This is a genomic window from Bacillus sp. GS3m_15504, from assembly GCF_055825275.1.
In genome coordinates this window covers 37,145-53,270 of the sequence record NZ_JBVVNL010000001.1, presented here as the reverse complement: position 1 = coordinate 53,270, position 16,126 = coordinate 37,145, and the positions used below count along the sequence as shown (strand labels likewise).

Below are 16,126 nucleotides of genomic sequence, written 5' to 3'. Positions count from 1 at the left end.
TTTACTAGAATAGCTATACTTACCTCTGACATTATAATAATCCTACTTAAAAATAGCAGAATGGTCTATTTGCATACTCTAGTTATTTTTAGATAAAATGAAGAAAAGAAGCACCTTCATATAAGGGAGAGGACATACTTTGTTCAACCAACAATTAGTGAATTTACGCATTGATTTTGCATTTAAACAATTGTTTGGTACGAATGGTAGTGAAGATATTCTCATTGCCTTTTTAAACGCGATGTTACAAGAGTCTTTAGAGTCACCTATTGCTTCTCTACAATTAGAAGATCCACATTTACACCGAGAACACGCAAATGATAAATTATCAATTCTAGACATTTCAGCAACATTAGGCACAGGGACAAAAGTAAATATAGAAATACAGCTTAATAATAATCACGATATGATGAAACGCAGTTTATATTATTGGGGAAAATTATATACATCTCAGTTACAAAAAGGGATGCCCTACAGTGCACTTCGTAAAACCATCACCATTAATTTATTGAACTTCATAATGTTTTTAGATCACAAAGAATTTCATACAAAGGGCACATTGTGGAATACACAACAACAGAAACTCTTGAGTGATGACATAGAAATTCACATTGTAGAAATTCCAAAGTTAACAGAACAGTGGCATGAAGAAAAAGTAAATCCGTGGAAAGACCCATTTGCTCGTTGGCTTTTATTGCTTTCAGCAAATGAGGATGAGCACTTAACTAAACTATTGGAGGATATTGCTATGAACCAAGACCCTATTTTACAAAAAGCAATAAACAAGTGGGAACGTATGAGTCAAGATTCCTCTTTCCGACAAGCCTATGACGCAAGGGAGAAAGTTTTAATGGATGAAGCAGCAAAATTCGCCCATGCAGAGACAGAAGGTATGAAAAGAGGCATGGAAAAGGGCTTAGAAAAAGGTATAGAACAAGGTATAGAACAAGGTATAGAACAAGGTATAGAACAAGGGCGAAAAGAAGGAGTTCAACAGGGAAAAATCCAAATGATTAAAAGTATGTATGATCTTGGCATACCACTTGAAACGATTGCTAAGGCAAGTAAATTGAGTGTGCCTGAGGTTGAACATATTTTAGGACATAAATAGCAATGAAAAAGAGCTTGAATTGTTTCAAGCTCTTTTTCATCAACTTCTTGGCATACCCCGCATTTTTTTATAGCATTGAAATTCCCCAACATTTCCTTCAAAAGGAAAATCCAGCACCATGCAAAGTGATTCGGAGGACTTACTTGAACTAAAATATTACATTACATTTCGAACAAAAAGGAGCAGAATTCCCTTTTCTAATTTTCGCATCACATTTTGGACAATATACGTATCGTTCTTCTATCTTTTGTCGTTCTATCATATGTAAAGATACTACCCTCATACTACACATAATCCCAATTAATATAAGACTAACAACGAGTAGCATACCTCTCACTCCTCCCCTTTAAATTTTACCATAAAATAACAAACCCGATTCTCTCATCGAGAATCGGGTTTATATTTACAATCCTAACTTTGCCTTTGCACCGTCAGGAATTTTATCTATCGTTACTTGCACTTTGTCATGTAAAACCTTTCCTCTTGTCAGCACATGCCAATACGAACCTTTTTGTAATTCACCTACTCCATCAATCGTTACTTCTTTTTCTTTTCCATCCTTATCATAAGCTTTCACCGTATATTCACGGCCTTTATTTCCGCCTAATTCTTTTCCATCATTATCAATAATTGCGTAATGATTCTCTATATCAAGAAATGGGTTCATCTGATCTAATAGCTTACTCCCGCTTAATAAGTATGCCGCCCCTGCGACGATAACAATCATTGCTCCAAAAATAAATCTTTTCATCTATATTCCGCCTTTCATTATGTTTTCTTGAGAACATTTCTAAGTATAGAGCGCATTCCTTAATAAAAACTCGTACAGTTTCTTAACTTTTTCTTAATGTAGAAGAAATGTAGCGTTACATCTAGGTACATGAAATTATATCGACGATTTTTCAAATATATCGAACACAACTCAAAATATATCAACGATTTTTCGAATATATCGACGTTTCGACAAGGAATATCGACTTACCGACAAAAACTGACAGTAAAAACAACAAAAAAGGCTGTCCAAAATGTATTTTGGAACAGCCTCCTCTACTTACTAACTACCGCACTTCTTTTTACATAAAACAAACTGCCAATTAAAACAACAACTACGCCAAAATATACGCCATACTCTATCGCAACTGCTACAATTCTTTCAATATGTTGTCCGAATAAAGAACCGAGCACGAAATAAATGAGTGTCCAAACAAATCCTGTCGTATAGGAATACAAAGCATATATCCGAAATGACATGTTATTCATTCCAACTAAATACGGTACGATATGTCTTACAACTGGTATGAAGTAACTTGTAACTAACGCATAATGACCATATTTCTCTACCATTTGTTGAGATTTCAAAAAATATTTTGCCTTTTTCTTTTTCATTAGCTTATCAAGTACTTTCGCACCAAATATTCTCCCTAATATATAACCTAGCGATAGTCCTGATACAACACCTAAATATGTTAATAACAATGCTGGAATGACACTTAATATCCCTAATGAAGAGACAAAACCACCACTCATTACGATCATTTCGTCTGGAATTGGCATACCGATAATACCTAACCATAAACAGAAAAATAACGCCCAATAACCATACTGCTCAATATAGGATAATAATTCATGCAATTCCATTATGCATATACTCTCCTTAGCTCTTTTTTACAGCTAAAGACGTACGCTGGCGGAAAATTGAGCCACACTTTTTCTAATGTAATTTGAGGAAAGAAATGCTGTATAAATCCTTTTTTCACAAGTGAATATTGAAATGTTATGAATTCCCCATTCTCATGTATTGCTTCCATTGTATTATTTAAAATGCGTTTTGAAACTTCTTCTGATAAAGAAGCAAAAGGCAATCCAGATAAGACGTAATCAACACATTCTATATGGAACTCTTCCATATACTTCTTTATATTTTCAGCTGAACCATGCACAACAATGACGTTCTGCTCATCTTTAAACTTTCTCTTTAGCTCTTTGCAAAACACTTCATTTATTTCAATAAGAAGAAATATTGTTTCCTGCTTCTTTCTCTTCATAATTTCTTTCGTAAAGACTCCTGTACCAGGCCCTAACTCTACAATGCATTTTGCTTTATTAAAATCAATTACATCTACCATTTTCTTTGCTAATATTTTTGAACTTGGCGCAACTGCACCAGTATGTTTCGGATGTTTAATAAATTCATGTAAGAATGTTATGAGCTGCATGTAAACTTCTCCCCATTCGTTCAATAGTTTTTAACTTGTTTCTAAGTATAACTATCGTTTCTTAACAAAAATTGAGGAGATTTCTTAAGATTTTATGAAGAATAAAAAACAGCTATCGCCTATAGCGATAGCTGCCCCTTTATTACTTCGCACTCACAATCTTATAATAAGAGCGAACTGTTAAGAAGTAATATCCAATATAAATGACACCGTATACTCCGATACTAATTAGAAGTGGGATCATGATTTCATACGGTAATATGTTCCCTAAACCTTTTAGTGCAAACAAGCTGTGCAAAATTCCGATTACTAACGGGATCGCAAAGATAAAGCTTACTTGTTTTGCGATAGCTTTCTTCATCTCTTGCTTCGTTACACCGACTTTATGAAGGACGACGTAACGATCACGGTCAGCACTTGCTTCTGTTAATTGTTTAAAGTAAATGATTGAGCCTGTCGCTAATAGGAAGACTAATCCTAAGAATAACCCAATAAACATCATTAAGCCTGTCGTTTCAAGCCCCATTTGGAATCCTGTATAGAAATCATGAAATGGTTTTAAAATTTCTGATTCACCAGCTGGCATAACGCTTGCTAATTTCGCTGTTAACTCTTTACTATTTCGCTCACCTTTTACATCAATATTTTTTACAATGCGCGTTTCGTTTACTTGTTTCGCCTGCTCATATGTTTGATCTGGAACGATTACAAATAGTTCATTTAAGTTTGTAACACTTCTACTATCTACACCTTTAATCTTTAACTCTTTCGATTCATTTCCAACAGGGAATACAGCTGTATTTCCTGTGTAAAGAGGACCAAAATCAAGTGTTTCAATATATAAGCTATCATATACAAAAGCTTCATTTGCACTTAAATTTACAGGTTCTATATCTAAATGTTTCGCGATTGTATTAAAGTTTGATTGAGAAATAAGCTGGTACTGCTTTGTCACATTATAGTGTGTGTTCAGAACTTGATCCGCTCTTTCACCTTTAAATGTTCCTTTCACAGGAATCATTTCAAGTTCTGATTCATATGTCACTGGATGATTACTCTTTTCTCCAGCAAGTATTTCATTTACTTTTTTATCTAATGCTTCATCTTTTTTCTCATAAGAATAACTATACGGTGCAGCCACTTTTGATTGCGTAAATGTATTGTAATACATCGTAACTGACGTACCAACCGCCGTTAATGTTACTGCACTTAAAATCGCAATTGTCGCAAGTGATTTCGCATTTCCTTTAATACGATATAGTAATTGTGATGTCGTTACCATATTCATACCGTTATAAAACGCTGACTTATTATTTCTTGCACGTTTCAATATAAATACTGTGAAGAACATGAACAATAAATAAGTTCCTGCTACTGTCGCTAATAAAATGTATAATGCAACGACCATAAAGTCTGCATACATAACTGCTTTCATGTACATTAACGCTAAGAAATAACCTGAACCGATTAAGAAAACTGAAATTAATGCCATAATAACAGAGCCCTTCGGCATTGCTTCTCCTTCACGTTCTGCACGGAAAAGTTCAATTAGCTTGAATCGATAAATTAGACGATATCCTTGAAGTGATGTATATAAAATAATCACAAAGAAAATAATTGCTGTATCAACAATTGCAGCCATTGGTACTTCAAAATGTACATTTAATTTTAATCCCATCATGCTTACTAGCAGCTCAAGGAATAGTTTTGAAAGGACACTACCAATCGCAATCCCGATAATTAAAGACATTAATCCCATTAACATATTTTCATAAAAGAGCATTTTACCAATCTGTCTTTTACGAATACCTAATAAAGAATATAACCCAACTTCTTTTTTACGTTTTCTTGTAAAGAAACCGTTCGAATATATAATAAACACCGCTACGAAAATAATAAGCATCACACTGGAAACTTGGAATGCCCCGCTAATTTTTTTAGAAGCTTCCGCTGCTTTTTCCATTTGTGAATTATATTGCAGTGCTTTAAATGTAAAGTAAATAACGATACTAAAAATCATAGATGCAAAATATACAAAGTAGTCTTTAAAGTTCCGCTGTATGTTGCGGAGGGCAATGCTAGATAAGGTCATCAGCCATACCTCCGGAAATAGAAGACATTACATCAACGACTTGTTGGAAGAACTGTTTACGCGTTAACTCGCCGCGGTGCAATTCTTTATATAACTCACCATCTTTAATGAAAATAACTCGCTTGCAGTAACTTGCCGCAAATGCATCGTGCGTCACCATTAAAATTGTAGAGTTATCATATTCATTTAGCGACTTCATACTTTCAAGTAAATCTGTCGCTGATTTAGAATCAAGTGCTCCGGTTGGCTCGTCCCCGAAAATCATACTTGGATTTGTAACGATTGCACGTGATGCCGCACATCTTTGCTTCTGTCCACCAGATACTTGATATGGGAACTGACTTAAAATATGATCAATACCGAACTTTTTCGAGATTTCAAGAACGCGGCGATCAATTTCATTTGCCTTTACTTTCGATAACGCAAGAGGTAACGCAATGTTCTCTTTTACCGTTAACGTATCTAATAAGTTATAATCTTGGAAAATGAAACCTAAATGATCGCGGCGGAATAACGCTAACTTATCATCATTCATTTTCACGATATCTTTTCCATCAATTAAAATCTCACCGTTCGTCGCATTATCAATTGTAGAAAGAACGTTTAGTAAAGTCGTCTTACCCGAACCAGAAGGTCCCATAATTCCAACGAACTCACCTTCTTTTACTTGTAGGTTAATCCCTTTTAACGCTGCAAATTTATTACCACCCGTGTCATACACTTTTTCAATATTTTTTGCTTCTAATACTGTTTTCATCTCGACATCCCTCATTTCATCTATTCTCTATTTTCACTATATACATTCTCTACTCTTGCCACTATCGATATTTCTTACACAAACATGACAGTTATGTAAGTCTGGTGAGCAAAGAAATCAAAATTTAACCTAATGAATCAAAGTACTTTGTTACTATAACATTGGGATATCATGCCATCCATTCATTCTCCTTACAGGAACATTACAATTTTGTAAGGTTAAAAATATACCCTACAAAGTTGTGCATGAAATGTCGGATGGAGCTATTTTTTTCCTGCTATTCTATTTAACAAGGAGGTTATGGTTATGGATTCACTTAAAAACATGAATGCAGCAATGCAGTATATTGAAGACACCCTTACACATGAAATTGATTTTAAGGAAGTCGCAAAAATAGCTTACTGCTCCGAGTATCATTTCAAAAGAATGTTTTCTTTCCTAGCTGGCATATCACTATCAGAATATATTCGCTGTAGACGTCTTACTCTCGCTGCTTTTGAACTAAAAAATAGTGGTGCAAAAGTTATTGATGTGGCTATCAAATATGGTTACAACTCACCAGATTCTTTTGCACGTGCCTTTCAGAACTTGCACGGCATAACACCTTCAGAGGCCCGAAGTAGTAGTCATTCTTTAAAAGCTTATTCACCCATGACCTTCCAATTATCCATCCAAGGAGGACATGAAATGAACTATCGAATTGAAGAAAAAGACTCATTTCAAATTATAGGTATTACAAAACGAGTACCAATCGTTTTTAACGGTGTAAATGAAGAAATTGCTTCTATGTGGAAAAGTTTAAATCCAGAGATTATTCAAACACTAAAGTCCCTTTCAAACATGGAACCTACTGGAATCATTAGCGCTTCTACTAACTTTTCTGAAGGCAGAATGGAGGAAAAAGGTGAACTCGATCACTATATTGGAGTAGCCACAACAAAGGATTGTCCCGAGCAGTTTAAACAGCTTGAAGTTGCAGCTTCAACATGGGCTATATTTGAAGCTGTCGGTCCATTTCCTGAAACATTACAAAATGTATGGGGACGCATTTATTCCGAATGGTTTCCTTCCTCAAACTATGAACTAGCGGAAGGACCGGAAATATTGTGGAATGAACAGAAAGATATATCTTCTCCAAACTTTAAAAGTGAAATTTGGATACCGGTTTTGAAGAAATAAAAATAAAGCTGCTTTTCCTTTTTAGGAAGGGCAGCTTTGTTTTACATTTTAGTTCTTTTTAATTGTCAATTATATATACGCCCTTTTTACTTTTTACGCTTTTGCCCTATACTGTTTATTAGCTTATCTTTCAACATAATGAAAAGACTTGAAACACATGATACACTATATCTACAATTGTTTTTTTAGGAGGAATATACATATGTATAAAATTTTAATCGTTGAAGACGATCCAAATATTTCATCATTACTGCAATCTCACATTCAAAAGTATGGCTATGAAGCTGTTGTTGCGGAGAATTTCGATGATATTATGGAATCGTTTAACGCAGTGAAACCACATCTTGTTTTACTTGATGTAAACTTACCGAAATTCGATGGGTTCTACTGGTGCCGCCAAATTCGTCATGAATCTACTTGTCCTATTATTTTCATTTCAGCTCGTGCTGGTGAGATGGAACAAATTATGGCGATTGAAAGCGGTGCGGATGATTATATTACAAAACCGTTCCACTACGACGTTGTAATGGCGAAAATTAAAGGTCAATTACGCCGTATTTACGGTGATTATGCGCCAAATATTTCTGAACGTATCGTTGAAGTAGAAGGTTTAAAACTATTCCCAGAACGTCCTGAAATTCACTTCGGATCTGAGCAAGTTCTTTTAACGAAGAAAGAAGCTATTTTAGCAGAAATGTTATTATCTAAATTCCCTCGTACAGCGAGCCGTGAAGATTTACTAGCTGCCCTTTGGGATGACGAGAGCTTCGTTGAAGAAAACACATTAAACGTAAACATTACGCGTCTTCGTAAAAAGTTCAATGAGCTTGGTATTGAAAATGCTATTGAAACAGTGCGCGGACTTGGGTATCGTTTTAACGCAACTTGGAGTGAATAAGCATGAAGCTATTTTTACGTGATCATTTTGCATTTTTTCTACTGTACATATTAAACTTCGGTATCATCTTCGTTCTTTATGATGCAGTAGATGGATTCCAAAATAATAAATTTTACTTCGTTGTTTTAAGCTTATACTTATTTATTTGTTTCCTCGCTTATCGTTACGTTCGCAATCGTAGAATGTACCATAGATTAAGTGAGCAACCAGAAAAAATGGAAGATGCGTTTATTGAAAGAGCAACTGCTCCGATGCCTCACGGTGTAAATGAACTCGTGCGTACGCAGTATCGTCTCTTCCAAAAAGAACTACAATCGTACGAAGTAAAACAACAAGAACATCAATTATTCATTAACCACTGGGTGCATCAAATGAAGACACCCGTTTCTGTTATGCAACTTATGGTACTCGAAATGGAAGATGAACATTTAATTCCGAAATTCAAAAAAGAATTAGAACGCCTAAACCAAGGGCTTGATATGGCTTTATACATGGCAAGGTTAAATAACTTCCATGAAGACTTCCATGTTGAGACGATTTCATTAAAAGATACGGTAACGAAAAATATTAATGGATTAAAAGAACTATTTATCCGAAACGGAGTCTTCCCTGTTTTAGAAGTTCATTCTGATTTAAAGGTTGCTTCTGATGCGAAATGGCTAAAATTTATCATCTATCAGTTAATGACAAATGCCGTTCGTTACTCTGGTGAGCGCGGAAAGAAAGTATTCTTATCCGCTTATCGAAATGGAAAAGATATTATTTTAGAAGTTCGTGATGAAGGTGTTGGTATTCCGCAAGAAGATATTCGACGAGTATTCGAACCGTTTTACACTGGGAAAAATGGTCGTACATTCGGAGAATCTACTGGTATGGGACTTTATATCGTAAGTAAAATTTGTGATTACTTAGGTCACTCTGTCAAACTAGATTCTGAAGTTGGTAAAGGAACGACGATTAAAATCATCTTCCACAACGCTGCAAATAATCAATCAGAACATGCGGAGAAGGTGACCGAAGCATGATCGTGACATATGCAAGCAAAATGTATGAGAACTCACTCTCATACATTTTTTGCAATAAAACTACTTCTATATCTTCTAACCGGAGGTATAATTTATGACCTTTTGGCAATTTGCATTTAAAAACGTCACGCGCAACTCGAGAGCTTATTTTGCTTACTTTGTAAGTAGTTCTTTTTCGATTGCCGTTTTCTTTTCATTTGCTGTTTACTTATTCCATCCGAAATTACAAAAATTTGGCATGGTCTCTGAAATTTCAGGATTAATGATATTTTCAGAAGTAGTAATTGTATTTTTCTCTTTCTTCTTTTTACTATATTCCATTGGTACTTTTTTAAAAGTTAGAAAAAAACAATTCGGCGTTTTGACCGTTTTAGGAATATCTAGAAAACAATTACACCGTCTCGTCTTCATGGAAAATATGTTAATCGGTATTTTATCTATCTTTTTCGGTATGCAGTTTGGACTTGTCTTCTCGCAATTTTTCTTATTAGTGACAGCAAAAATTACGCACGTACCAGGCATATATTTATACTTGCCTATTAACGCGTTTATTTTAACGACAATCGTCTTCCTTAGTCTTTTTATCGTTGTATCTACATTGACACCGATGCTCATTCGTACAAAAAAAGCGGTACACCTTTTAAAAATAAATAGTAAAAAACGAAAAGAAAGAAAACCGTCCATACTTATTTCTTTATTTGGTGCGATTTGTTTATTTGGTGGCTATGCGTTAGCTGGAAATCCTAAATATTTCGTATCAGTAAGCCCACAAATAGGTGTTATATATATGGTTTCAAGTATTTTCGTCATTCCAACGCTCGTTACAATCGGTACATATTTCTTCTTTTCACAAATTAGTTTCTTACTTATTTATATTTTAAAGAAAAGAAGAAAGTTTTATATGAAACAGATTAATATGCTTTGGATTTCTGATTTAGCAAACCGTATTCGAACGAATATTAATATGCTTTTTATTGTAGCAATGCTATCTACTATCGCTTTCACAATGATTACGTTTCTATATGGGTTCGGAAAATTTATTAAGCTAGACGTTAATCGAACTTCGCCTTTCCCAATTTCTTATTTTTCTTATGATGCGAATCCTTTTGTTACAGAGCATTTAAATTGGCTTGAGCAACAATTACAAAAAGAGCATTTTCCTTATGAGAAAATAACAGCTGATATATATGAAACACCGCTAGAAGAAGATAAAGGTATAGCTATTTATAATGACGTATACGCAATTAAGCAAAGTGACTATAACAAACTTGCGGATTCTTTACGAATGAAACAACTATTTATGAATGATAACGAGGCATATGTTTTAACGGGGACGTCTTATATCACTATATTTAATGAATTTGAGCAAAGCTACAAAAGAGATTACATTACACTCTCTAGTACAAATACGAAATTAAAAGTTAAAGGCTATGAACAGATCCATGCAATTCCATCTAATTTTTCATATCAAACGATAGTTTTGCCTGATATTATCGTGAACAACTTACCTAACACGGTAAAGCATATATCGGCGTACAATTACAAAATTCAAAACTGGGAACAGACATATGAAATTGCTAATACTTTTATAGAAAAAGTGCAAAAAGATCGAAATAAATCTCAGTATGAAGAACCTCTTATTCGATCCTTTGAATCAGCAGGATCGTTATATAGAATAACATCTGGTAGTGCTGCATACTTCCTAATTGGAACATTTTTAGGAGTTATTTTCTTCATTGGAGCCGGTAGCGTTCTTTACTTTAGAATGTATACCGATTTGACGAACGAACAAGAGAAATATATAACGATTTCTAAAATCGGTGTAACAGGTGCAGAGATGAAACGATCTGCAACCATTCAACTTAGTATTTTATTTTTCGTTCCGTACATTATGGCATCCATTCATACAATGTTCGCAACAAAAATGTTACAAGATGTAATTGGCTTATCTTTGTTCAAAGAAGTTTCAGCCGTTCTTATTATTTTTGGGTTCGTTGAAATCGTATTTTTCTTATTCATTCGTTCACTTTATATGCAAAAGCTATCACAATATACTAATACACATTAAAAAGGTTATTACATGAAAAAGGTGGGATCTCTTCCCTCCTTTTTCATGCCCCTTATATTAGGAGGTTTAGGTGAATGACATTTTGGCAGTTTGCATTTAAAAACGTCACACGGAACGCCAGAGCTTATTTCGCCTATTTTGTAAGCAGCGCGTTTTCTATTGCAATTTTTTTCTCATTTGCAGTTTACTTATTTCATCCTAAATTGCATATGACCGACGTAAATTATGCTCTGAACATATTAATGACAATTTCAGAAGTTGTCATTGTATTCTTTTCATTTTTCTTTTTACTATATTCAATCGGTACTTTCCTAAAAGTACGAAAAAAGCAATTTGGGATTTTAACAGTACTTGGCATCTCTCAAAAACAATTAAAACGACTCATATTTATAGAAAATATGTTAATTGGTGTTCTTTCTATATTTTTTGGCATGCAACTTGGACTTGTCTTTTCACAGTTCTTTTTATTAGTTACCGCCAAAATTACACATGTACCTGGTTTATATTTATATTGGCCTACAAGCGCCATTATTTTAACTATCATCATCTTTCTCGGACTCTTTATTCTCGTATCATCTTTTACACCGATGCTCATTCGTACGAGAAAAGCTGTACGTCTTTTAAAAGAAGGAACAAAACAAAAAGAAAGAAAAGCATCTGTGCTCATCTCTCTATTTGGTGCGATATGTTTAATATCAGGATATGCGTTAGCCGCAAATCCATTATACTTTCTATCGCTAGGTGACATCATTGGGCTTTTATATGCCATCTCTAGTATATTTGTCATCCCATCGCTTATTGCAGCTGGAACATATTTTTTCTTCTCACAAATTAGCTTTTTACTCATTCGTATATTAAAAGCGCGAAGAACGTTTTATATGAAACGCATTAATATGCTTTGGATTTCTGATTTAGCATCACGCATTCGAACGAATATTAATATGCTTTTTATTGTAGCGATGCTATCAACACTCGCTTTTACAATGATTACATTCTTATACGGTTTTGGGAAATTTACAAAGTTTGATGCGATAAGGGAAAACCCTTTTCCTTTTACATATTTATCACATACTGAAAATACGTTAGCGGATGAGCATTTAAACTGGTTAGAGCAGAAGTTTAATGAAGAACACTTTACTTATACAAAATTTAAAACGGATATATATGAAGTATCTTCAGCTGAAAATAATACGCAACTCTATTACGCAATTAAACAAAGTGACTATAATGTACTTGCTAAGGCTTTAAATTGGGAAACGCTCACGGTAAATAAAAATGAATCTTATATTCTTATGAAAGACTTAGATGACCAAGTTATTGGAACACTTCACAATAAAGAACAGAAAAATACTCTTACACTTACTCAAAACAATTTACAACTACAAGTGAAAGAATATAAAAGTTATAGCCCATTCCCAAACAGCTTAATATACCAATTACTCATACTATCTGATGAAAATGTAGAAGCCTTATCGACTGTTTCCAAGCAAATGAGTGTATATAACTTCAAAGTTACAGATTGGGAAAAAGCACATAATATCGGTTCATCGTTTATAACAAAAATCCATAACGACAATGCAGCAATTCAAGCAGAGCACCCTCCTTTCCATGCAAGTGAAGCGAGCGATTCTCTATATAAAACAAAACTAAATGTCGCTTCATTTTTCTTAATTGGTACTTTCTTAGGTGTTATTTTCTTTATCGGAGCTGGCAGTGTTCTTTACTTCCGGATGTATACAGATTTAACAAACGAGCAAGAAAAATATATAACGATTACGAAAATTGGCTTAACGGAAACTGAAATGAAACGTTCAGCGACAATTCAGCTTGCGATTCTTTTCTTCGTGCCTTACATTATGGCATCCATCCATACGATGTTCGCGACAAAGATGTTACAAGAAGTTTTACATCTCTCGTTCTTCGCTGAGATTACAGTCGTTCTTATGATTTTTGGAACAGTTGAAATTTTATTTTTCCTTTTAATTCGTTCCTTTTATATGCAAAAATTATCACAACACATTAAGTTTTAAAAAATAGAAAGGTGATTATGATGGAAGAAGTATTACACATAAAAAACGTCTCGAAAGTGTATGAAGGAAAAGTCCCTCATACTGCTTTAAAAAATATAAATTTACATGTAGATAAAGGAGAATTCGTTGCCATTATGGGTCCATCTGGCAGTGGGAAATCTACATTTTTAAACGTTATCTCTACAATTGATTCGCCCACTTCTGGGGAAGTCGTTATTAACGGCAAAAAGCCACACACATTTCGTAGAGAAAAATTAGCTGTTTTCCGTCGTCAAGAGTTAGGGTTTGTTTTCCAAAACTTTAACTTACTCGATACATTAACGATCGGAGAAAATATCGTATTACCTTTAACATTAGACAATGTTCCTTTAAAAGAGATGGACAAAAAGCTCGATAGCATCTCAACAAAACTAGGAATCGATCATATTTTAAATAAACGTATTTTTGAAGTTTCAGGAGGACAAGCACAGCGTACTGCAGTAGCACGCGCCGTTATTCATCATCCGTCTCTTCTCCTTGCTGATGAACCGACAGGAAACCTAGACTCGAAAGCAGCTATTGATGTAATGGAGTTATTTACGAAATTAAATAAAGAAGAAGATGCAACGATTTTAATGGTTACCCACGATCCGTTTGCAGCAAGTTATTGTAATCGCGTTATTTTTATTAAAGATGGGGAGCTTTACAACGAACTGCACCGAGGATTGTATCGTGAGAAGTTTTATCAAGAAATATTAGATGTTTTAGCATTACTAGGAGGAAGACGTGGATGACATTTTGGCAATTTGCATTTAAAAATGTCTCGCGTAATTCCAAAGCATATTTCGCTTATTTTGTGAGTAGCGCGTTTTCGATCATGGTTTTCTTTTCATTTACTGTATACGCGTATCATCCACGCTTACAAATTATGAATAAATTACAGGAACAAGATCCATTGATGAACTTAGCCGGCATGGCACAGTTTGTTATCGTTTTGTTCTCGTTCTTCTTTCTCTTATATTCTATTGGGACGTTTTTAAATGTACGGAAGCAACAATTTGGCGTTTTAACTGTTCTCGGTATATCTCAAAAACAATTAAAACGTCTTTTGTTTACTGAAAATATGATTATTGGAATGCTTGCTATCTTTGCAGGTATTCAAGGCGGTCTCGTGTTCTCTAACTTTTTCTTACTCGTTACTTCTAAATTAACAAATGCAAAAGGCCTCTATTTATATTGGCCAACAGAAGCTATTATCGTTACAACAATAACTTTTATTATTTTATTTTTCATCGTCTCTACATTTACACCAATGTTCATTCGTACTCGGAAAACAACTCGATTACTTAAAAATAATAAAAAAGAAAAAAGCGAAAAAAGACCGTCTATACTCATTTCATTATTTGCTTTAATTTGTTTAGGGCTATGCTATTATATCGCTGGTTATCCGCAAGGCTATATAACAGAAAAAAATGTACAAAATGGATCTGTATTCTTAATTATGCTATCTATTTTACCGCTCGTAGTGGTGGGAACATATTTATTCTTTTCACAAACGTTTCTTCTCTTTATCTTTATTTTGAAAAAGCGGAGAAAGTTTTATATGAAGCAAATAAATATGTTATGGATTTCAGATTTAGCTAACCGCACTCGTAGTAATATTAATGTACTCTTTATCGTTTCTATGCTATCTGCACTTGCATTTACAATTATTATCGCGCTATTTGCTATCAATAATAATACGAAAGCAATGATATTAGAACGTTTTCCTATCCCCTTCACATATACATCTAAAGGGGAAAATTCACTTGAACAAAAACATATTGCTACAATTGAAACGGAGCTTACAAATGCTAATTTTCAATACAGCAAGCATCAGTCTACATTGTTAAAAGATACCGCTTTAAAAGAAGACATTACTCTTATGAAAATGAGTGATTATAACACGCTTGCAAAACAATTAAGGAGACCAGAAATAAATCTTGATTCTACACAAGTTTATATTATTTCTCGTTACTCACCAGAGCTCTTAAATCTTGTATCAAATCCATTCGCAAAACAAAATACAATTACAATCGGATCTAATAAAAAAGAATTTCACATTAAAGGATTTATTAATAAATCCATTGAACCCGCCTTCGCATTCCCTTATTTAATGGTTGTACAAGATGATGTATTCAATAATATGATTCCTCATATTGAAACAATCATAGTGTATAATTACTTCGTTGAAAACTGGGAAAATGCGATTGCTCCTACGAAAAATATATTAAAACATATTAGAAATGATACAGATAACTTCTATGAGGCACACAAAGATGCGGAAGGTAATTTTCAACCCCCATTTAATATTTATACAGCTGCCGATGACCTGAAATACAGCAAAGGAAATTCAATTGCTACTTTCTTTATTTGGGCATTCCTCGGTTTTATTTTCTTTATCGGTGCGGCTAGTGTTTTATACTTCCGTATGTATAACGACTTAACAAATGAAAAACAAAAATATATTACGATTACAAAACTTGGTTTAACAGAATCAGAAATGTTTCGCTCTGCAACGATTCAATTAGGAATTTTATTTTTCGTTCCTTATATCGTTGCTGGTATTCACACATTATTTGCGGTTAAGTTTTTACAAAGCATACTCGCTTTTTCTTTACTAAAAGAGTTATTAATTGTACTCACTTTCTTTGGGATTATCGAGATTATTTTCTTCTTCCTAATCCGATCTCTGTACATTAATAAATTATCACAGCACATAAAAATATGAA

At 34.0% G+C, this 16,126-nt stretch carries 14 protein-coding genes; 8 read left to right on the top strand and 6 right to left on the bottom strand.

The features are described 5' to 3' along the window. Positions 1–139: 139 nt before the first annotated feature. Positions 140–1,111, top strand: a complete 972-nt coding sequence (locus AC0L0O_RS00315) for an Rpn family recombination-promoting nuclease/putative transposase (protein ID WP_473785597.1) — start codon at positions 140–142, stop codon at positions 1,109–1,111. 148 nt (positions 1,112–1,259) lie between these two features. Here AC0L0O_RS00315 and AC0L0O_RS00310 read toward each other — a convergent pair whose 3' ends face one another. The 6 genes from AC0L0O_RS00310 to AC0L0O_RS00285 all read right to left on the bottom strand — a co-directional run bounded on the left by AC0L0O_RS00310 (position 1,260) and on the right by AC0L0O_RS00285 (position 6,176). After that, complete coding sequence (locus AC0L0O_RS00310) at positions 1,260–1,439, bottom strand: hypothetical protein (protein ID WP_000928044.1); 180 nt, start codon at positions 1,437–1,439, stop codon at positions 1,260–1,262. 75 nt (positions 1,440–1,514) lie between these two features. Then, positions 1,515–1,862, bottom strand: coding sequence for a YxeA family protein (locus AC0L0O_RS00305; RefSeq protein ID WP_000819341.1), 348 nt, complete (start codon positions 1,860–1,862; stop codon positions 1,515–1,517). A 296-nt stretch (positions 1,863–2,158) separates the two neighbouring features. Beyond that, entirely contained in the window at positions 2,159–2,749 is a 591-nt protein-coding gene (locus AC0L0O_RS00300) for a DedA family protein (protein ID WP_000418932.1), read from the bottom strand. Continuing rightward, the gene (locus AC0L0O_RS00295) at positions 2,749–3,327 is read right to left on the bottom strand and encodes a class I SAM-dependent methyltransferase (protein WP_001176081.1); all 579 of its coding nucleotides are present in this window, start codon (positions 3,325–3,327) and stop codon (positions 2,749–2,751) included. Before AC0L0O_RS00295 ends, AC0L0O_RS00300 begins: the two co-directional genes overlap by 1 nt. Positions 3,328–3,469: 142 nt before the next feature. Continuing rightward, positions 3,470–5,419 carry an ABC transporter permease gene (locus tag AC0L0O_RS00290; protein WP_073522338.1) on the bottom strand — a complete coding sequence of 650 codons (1,950 nt, stop codon included), beginning with the start codon at positions 5,417–5,419 and terminating at the stop codon, positions 3,470–3,472. Beyond that, on the bottom strand, positions 5,406–6,176 hold the full coding sequence (locus AC0L0O_RS00285; protein ID WP_000859653.1) for an ABC transporter ATP-binding protein: 771 nt from the start codon (positions 6,174–6,176) through the stop codon (positions 5,406–5,408). Before AC0L0O_RS00285 ends, AC0L0O_RS00290 begins: the two co-directional genes overlap by 14 nt. Before the next feature lie 306 nt (positions 6,177–6,482). On the opposite strand from AC0L0O_RS00285, the gene AC0L0O_RS00280 reads away from it, so the two are divergent. The 7 genes from AC0L0O_RS00280 (at position 6,483) to AC0L0O_RS00250 (ending at position 16,125) form a co-directional block, all read left to right on the top strand. Then, positions 6,483–7,355: an AraC family transcriptional regulator gene (locus AC0L0O_RS00280; protein ID WP_001982622.1), complete on the top strand. Its 873-nt coding sequence runs from the start codon at positions 6,483–6,485 to the stop codon at positions 7,353–7,355. 202 nt (positions 7,356–7,557) lie between these two features. Next, positions 7,558–8,253: a response regulator transcription factor gene (locus tag AC0L0O_RS00275; RefSeq protein WP_000276737.1), complete on the top strand. Its 696-nt coding sequence runs from the start codon at positions 7,558–7,560 to the stop codon at positions 8,251–8,253. A gap of 2 nt (positions 8,254–8,255) precedes the next feature. Continuing rightward, positions 8,256–9,278: a sensor histidine kinase gene (locus AC0L0O_RS00270; protein WP_000765327.1), complete on the top strand. Its 1,023-nt coding sequence runs from the start codon at positions 8,256–8,258 to the stop codon at positions 9,276–9,278. Between the two features lie 94 nt (positions 9,279–9,372). After that, positions 9,373–11,346 carry an FtsX-like permease family protein gene (locus AC0L0O_RS00265; protein WP_000145040.1) on the top strand — a complete coding sequence of 658 codons (1,974 nt, stop codon included), beginning with the start codon at positions 9,373–9,375 and terminating at the stop codon, positions 11,344–11,346. Positions 11,347–11,420: 74 nt separating this feature from the next. Further along, on the top strand, positions 11,421–13,376 hold the full coding sequence (locus AC0L0O_RS00260) for an ABC transporter permease (protein ID WP_000144995.1): 1,956 nt from the start codon (positions 11,421–11,423) through the stop codon (positions 13,374–13,376). A 20-nt stretch (positions 13,377–13,396) separates the two neighbouring features. After that, a complete protein-coding gene (locus tag AC0L0O_RS00255) occupies positions 13,397–14,149 on the top strand; it encodes an ABC transporter ATP-binding protein (protein WP_000393254.1) in 753 nt (250 codons plus the stop codon). After that, complete coding sequence (locus AC0L0O_RS00250; RefSeq protein ID WP_000144912.1) at positions 14,146–16,125, top strand: FtsX-like permease family protein; 1,980 nt, start codon at positions 14,146–14,148, stop codon at positions 16,123–16,125. Before AC0L0O_RS00255 ends, AC0L0O_RS00250 begins: the two co-directional genes overlap by 4 nt. Position 16,126 lies beyond the last annotated feature (1 nt).

Excerpts from the sequence above, each read along its gene's own strand:
- AC0L0O_RS00310 (WP_000928044.1), bottom strand. The coding sequence starts at position 1,439 with ATGCTACTCGTTGTTAGTCTTATATTAATTGGGATTATGTGTAGTATG.
- AC0L0O_RS00305 (WP_000819341.1), bottom strand. The coding sequence starts at position 1,862 with ATGAAAAGATTTATTTTTGGAGCAATGATTGTTATCGTCGCAGGGGCG.
- AC0L0O_RS00300 (WP_000418932.1), bottom strand. The coding sequence starts at position 2,749 with ATGGAATTGCATGAATTATTATCCTATATTGAGCAGTATGGTTATTGG.
- AC0L0O_RS00295 (WP_001176081.1), bottom strand. The coding sequence starts at position 3,327 with ATGCAGCTCATAACATTCTTACATGAATTTATTAAACATCCGAAACAT.
- AC0L0O_RS00290 (WP_073522338.1), bottom strand. The coding sequence starts at position 5,419 with ATGACCTTATCTAGCATTGCCCTCCGCAACATACAGCGGAACTTTAAA.
- AC0L0O_RS00285 (WP_000859653.1), bottom strand. The coding sequence starts at position 6,176 with ATGAAAACAGTATTAGAAGCAAAAAATATTGAAAAAGTGTATGACACG.
- AC0L0O_RS00280 (WP_001982622.1), top strand. The coding sequence starts at position 6,483 with ATGGATTCACTTAAAAACATGAATGCAGCAATGCAGTATATTGAAGAC.
- AC0L0O_RS00275 (WP_000276737.1), top strand. The coding sequence starts at position 7,558 with ATGTATAAAATTTTAATCGTTGAAGACGATCCAAATATTTCATCATTA.
- AC0L0O_RS00270 (WP_000765327.1), top strand. The coding sequence starts at position 8,256 with ATGAAGCTATTTTTACGTGATCATTTTGCATTTTTTCTACTGTACATA.
- AC0L0O_RS00265 (WP_000145040.1), top strand. The coding sequence starts at position 9,373 with ATGACCTTTTGGCAATTTGCATTTAAAAACGTCACGCGCAACTCGAGA.
- AC0L0O_RS00260 (WP_000144995.1), top strand. The coding sequence starts at position 11,421 with ATGACATTTTGGCAGTTTGCATTTAAAAACGTCACACGGAACGCCAGA.
- AC0L0O_RS00255 (WP_000393254.1), top strand. The coding sequence starts at position 13,397 with ATGGAAGAAGTATTACACATAAAAAACGTCTCGAAAGTGTATGAAGGA.
- AC0L0O_RS00250 (WP_000144912.1), top strand. The coding sequence starts at position 14,146 with ATGACATTTTGGCAATTTGCATTTAAAAATGTCTCGCGTAATTCCAAA.